At 54.9% G+C, this 2,761-nt stretch carries 3 protein-coding genes; all 3 read left to right on the top strand.

The genetic code is table 11. The features are described from left to right. Positions 1-251: 251 nt before the first annotated feature. The 3 genes from JIN78_RS16585 (at position 252) to hisF (ending at position 2,539) form a co-directional block, all read left to right on the top strand. Positions 252-1,055: an undecaprenyl-diphosphate phosphatase gene (locus JIN78_RS16585; protein ID WP_200393115.1), complete on the top strand. Its 804-nt coding sequence runs from the start codon at positions 252-254 to the stop codon at positions 1,053-1,055. A gap of 203 nt (positions 1,056-1,258) precedes the next feature. Beyond that, positions 1,259-1,747: a thermonuclease family protein gene (locus JIN78_RS16580; RefSeq protein WP_200393114.1), complete on the top strand. Its 489-nt coding sequence runs from the start codon at positions 1,259-1,261 to the stop codon at positions 1,745-1,747. Positions 1,748-1,762: 15 nt separating this feature from the next. Next, complete coding sequence (hisF, locus tag JIN78_RS16575) at positions 1,763-2,539, top strand: imidazole glycerol phosphate synthase subunit HisF (RefSeq protein ID WP_200393113.1); 777 nt, start codon at positions 1,763-1,765, stop codon at positions 2,537-2,539. Positions 2,540-2,761 lie beyond the last annotated feature (222 nt).

The following is a 2,761-nucleotide window of genomic DNA, read 5'->3' as shown; positions in this document are numbered from 1 at the left end:
CTTTTTTTGTCCGCGAAGAGGGACTGGAAGGAGGACAGGGGAAGTCGGCTGCCAGAAAGGGAAGACGCGTCCCGCGTGGCGGAGAGGCAGAAACGGATCGGGACGGAGTTCTGGGCCAGGCCAGTGGCCCGGGGACACCGGAGAGCAAGCCGGTGGCTCGCTCCTACTTTCAAAAATGACTGTCGCGGGGCTTTCTCTTTTACAGGTGATGCGCACACTTGCGCGCCGGCGTTCTGAGTCGTCAATTTGCTATGGAAATCTGGGAAGCTATCGTCGTTGGGATTGTGCAGGGATTGGCAGAGTTTTTGCCGATTTCGTCGTCGGGGCATATCGTTCTCACTCAGTTTCTTCTTGGCATCAAGACGAGTGGTATTCTTTTTGAGGTGGTGCTTCATGTCGGAACCCTGCTCAGTGTGCTCGTTTATTTTCGAAAGCGCCTTTGGCGTCTTACTGAGTCGCTATGGAACAGCGAGTTGAATGAGGAGCGGTGCTGGATTGGCTATCTTGCCCTTGCGACCGTGCCGGCGGTGGTTTTGGTGTTGACCCCTTTGGGTGATTTGTTCGAGTCGGCTTATTCGAATCCAGTATTGGTGAGCGGCTTACTCCTTGTGACCGGTTCCCTCTTACTGGCTCCCAAGGTGATTAAGAGTAAAAGCAAAGAGCTCAATTGGAAGACCGCACTGGCGATGGGGGTTGGGCAGGCTTTCGCCATTCTTCCCGGGATTTCTCGCAGTGGTTCCACGATTACGGCCGGGCTTTTGAGCGGAGTGAAGCCGGAGAAAGCCGCCGAGTTCGCCTTCCTCATGTCCATTCCTGCCATTGCGGGTGCGGTGGTGAAAGAAAAAGATGCCTTCGCCGAGCTCTCGGATGATTTGCTCATCGCATACGGCTTGGGGGCTTTGGCGGCATTTCTCAGCGGACTCTTTGCTGTCTATCTGGTCCTCGCGGCCATTCGGCGCGGGAAGTTCGAGTATTTTGCCTATTATTGCTTCGCGGCGGGGGTGATTGGCATGATTTGGTTCAGTGCGGTTAATACAACTTGGCAGGCGGGTTGATGAGGAGGGTCCGGTCTCTGCGTTCGGTGCTCGTCGGCGTTCTGGTGACGTGTGCGGCTTGGTATTTGCAGGAAAAGGGGCTGCTAGGTGGTACGGGTCTTGGTTGGGGTGAACTGGACGCCCTTTGGTCTGAATCAGTCGAGGCTGACTTCACCCCGCCTCAGGCTCCCGCTTCCGGTTGGACTCATCTTACGAATTGCCAGTTGATCTCTGGTCGGAATGGTGATGGCGACAGCTTCCACATTCGGCACGAAAAGGGGGAGAGCGAGTTCCGCCTCTACTTTGTCGATGCCCCGGAAAGCGCTTACCGCACCTATGCCGGGGGAGCGGATAATGGTGAGCGACTGGCGGAACAGGGCGCTTACTTTGGCGGCTTATCGCGTGAAGAAACCATTAAGGTCGGAGAGGCGGGTAAGCAATTCGTGAAGAATCTGTTGGCTAAGGCTGACTTTTCGATTCTCACCCGCTGGGAAAATGTTTATGGACCGCAGCGCAAATACGCCTTCGTGATTGTTTCTTGGCAAGGGCAACCCGCTTATTTGCATGAGATTCTCGTCACGAAAGGTCTGGCGAGAATTCACACCCAAGGGGCAAATTTGCCGAATGGGCGGCGCGCGGGGCAGCAAAAGGATTTTTTGAGAACTCTTGAGTTGAAAGCGCGTGAGAAAAAGGTGGGCGCATGGGGTCTCTAAGCGGTAGATAGGTTCATGCTTGCCAAACGAATCATCCCTTGCCTCGACGTGACCAACGGACGGGTGGTGAAGGGCGTCAATTTTGTCGATTTGATCGATGCTGGAGATCCCGTGGAGTCGGCGGTGGCCTACAATGAGCAAGAAGCCGATGAGATTGTCTTCTTGGACATCACTGCCTCGAGCGATGGTCGTGAGACGATGGTCGATGTGGTCGAGCGGACCGCCGAGCGCTGCTTCATCCCGCTGACCGTGGGGGGTGGCATCCGAAAGGTAGAGGACATGCGGGTCATGCTGGGGGCTGGTGCGGACAAGGTCGGAGTCAACACTGCGGCCATCCATCGGCCGCAAGTGATTGATGAAGGCGCAAACACTTTTGGTAATCAGGCTATCGTGGTTGCGATTGACGCCAAGCGCCAAGGGCCCGGCAAATGGGGAGTCTACACCCATGGCGGCCGTAAGCCGGTGGATGGCTTGGATGCCATCGAGTGGGCCAAGGAAGTCGCCGATCGTGGAGCGGGAGAGATTTTGCTGACCAGTATGGACAGCGATGGCACGAAGAACGGTTACGACATCGAGCTCACTGCCGCCATCAGCGACGCGGTCGGCATCCCGGTCATCGCCAGCGGAGGGGCGGGTCACCTTGACCATCTGGTGGACGTCCTTAACGAAGGACGGGCGGATGCGGTCCTCGCTGCAAGTATTTTTCATTTTGGGGATTATACGGTTGCCCAAGCGAAAGAACGTTTGAAAGAGGCTGGATTGCCTGTCAGAATCTCAAAAGGTCAATCCTAAAATTCCCTAAAGATCGTTTAAATATCACAAAAAACGATTGAAATTCGGTCAGTTTTGGCAAACGATGTGCTTATGACTTAAAGAGACAGTGATTTAAGGATCGCTGGAACCATTCCCGGGGGGGAGTGGAAAGTCAGAAACCAACCAGACAGACTATGAAAAAGACAATCGCGCTTGGCGCAATCAGTGCAATGGCTCTTACTGGCCTTGCTTATTCGGAGA

Origin of the sequence: Roseibacillus ishigakijimensis (assembly GCF_016595415.1) — a bacterium.
GTDB lineage: Bacteria > Verrucomicrobiota > Verrucomicrobiia > Verrucomicrobiales > Akkermansiaceae > Roseibacillus > Roseibacillus ishigakijimensis.
Note: the sequence above shows the minus strand (reverse complement) of the source record. Positions and strands in the feature narration are given on the sequence as shown.